This is a genomic window from Paenibacillus cremeus (genome assembly GCF_007786445.1).
GTDB classification, from domain to species: domain Bacteria; phylum Bacillota; class Bacilli; order Paenibacillales; family NBRC-103111; genus Paenibacillus_G; species Paenibacillus_G cremeus.
In genome coordinates this window covers 1-1,646 of sequence record NZ_VNJI01000119.1, presented here as the reverse complement: position 1 = coordinate 1,646, position 1,646 = coordinate 1, and the positions used below count along the sequence as shown (strand labels likewise).

The window sequence follows — 1,646 nt, the reverse complement described above, 5'->3', positions numbered from 1 at the left end:
CCCCCTGTTTATCGAAGTAATTAGGTAACCATTACTTTAATAACAGGGGTTTCTAATGCGTCCAAAAGATCGAATTGTGCCTGAAAAAACTATATATTTTCGACCTGAAATTACGAACTGCCCTCACTGCGAGGCAAAACTTACACGAGCACATGCTGCATGGAAAAAGAAAATTGCTACTTTGCAAGGCGTAATTTTCGCATGGAGCATGTCCTATCGCTGTCCAAACCGTCAATGCCTTCATTTCGGTGCGCTTTACCGATCCGCAGAAGCAGAAAAACTCTGCATGAAATTCACAACATATGGTTTCGATGTGTTGTGTCTTGTTGGAGAACTTCGCTTTAAACATCATATGACACGTCAAGAAATTGCCGATGAACTAAACCGCCTCGGCGTCAAAACGACAGATCGAAACGCGCAAATGCTGTACGAGCGGTATCTTGCACTACTTGGCGCAAGTGTTGATCAACATGTCCGTGAAGTATTAAAAAGCGTTTCTGAACAAAACGGAGGTTTGCTGCTTTCCATGGACGGCGTTCAACCCGAGAAAGGGAACGAAACACTTTATGTGATTCGCGAAGTGTTCAGCGGCACTGTACTGAGTGCGAAAAATCTAAAAAGTAGCTCGTCCGAAGAACTACAAAATCTCATTCGTCCCATCGTCGAGCTTGGCTACCCTATTATTGGAATTGTGAGCGATGGACAGCAGTCTATTCGTCTGGCATTTGAAACCTTGTTGCCCCATGTTCCTTACCAATACTGCCAGTACCACTACCTAAAAGACATTGCAAAACCCGTTGTAGATCTAGATCGTAAACTCAAAACAGAGATCAAAAAGAACCTTCGTGGAATTCGAGAAATTGAACGAAAAATAGAATCTCAGAACTCTGTAGAGACTGAAGTAGCTAAGGGGTACATTGCAGCAGTACGTTCTCTGCTGCTAGAAGACGGAAATCCGCCGCTTGATCTGCCAGGAATGCGAATTTACCAAAATGCCAAAGCTATTCAGGCCTCACTTGAACAGTGCCTGAGTAAAAAAGGGGCCCTCCATACTCCAGGACATCGTCAGAATATTCAGTAAACTGAATTCTTTCGAGATTCGGTTTCAAGAAGTATGCCGATGGATGGAGCCAATTCGGCGCATCGTCTCCGCGTTAGAACCAACTGAAGCTAAATCTAGCAGTACGGTGCGCAAGGAAATGGAAGCCATCATAGAGTGGTTAAGGAGAACCTATGACCGGGATACGGATGTTGCCATGGTAAAGAATTTGACGAGTTACACAAAGGGCTTCTGGAAAGGTTTATTTTCTTGTTATGACCATGGCCACTTACCTCGAACGAACAATGATCATGAACGATTTTTTAGGCAGACGAAGACCCGCCATCGGCGGATGACAGGCCGTCGCAGCTGGAATGAATACATACTGCGCAATGGAGAGTACGTCGTGCTTGTTGATGATGCACTACAACAGGAAGACTTGACGAATAGGTTAAGTCTTGTTTCATATGAAAACTACAAAGAACAAAAGAAAAGATGGAACAACAGACTGAACGAAAGTGTACTTCGAAGAAGATTTAGAAAAGATCCCTTAGCATACCTTCAAAAACTTGAAAACAAACATAGTGTGTTGGTTATTCCGCTGTAG

At 43.6% G+C, this 1,646-nt stretch carries 2 protein-coding genes; both read left to right on the top strand.

Annotated features, from left to right (window positions below; all coding sequences use genetic code 11):
- Positions 1-55 precede the first annotated feature (55 nt).
- Positions 56-1,081, top strand: a complete 1,026-nt coding sequence (locus FPZ49_RS35065; RefSeq protein WP_144855356.1) for a transposase — start codon at positions 56-58, stop codon at positions 1,079-1,081.
- 43 nt (positions 1,082-1,124) lie between these two features.
- The gene (locus FPZ49_RS35060) at positions 1,125-1,646 is read left to right on the top strand and encodes an IS66 family transposase (protein ID WP_144855354.1); all 522 of its coding nucleotides are present in this window, start codon (positions 1,125-1,127) and stop codon (positions 1,644-1,646) included.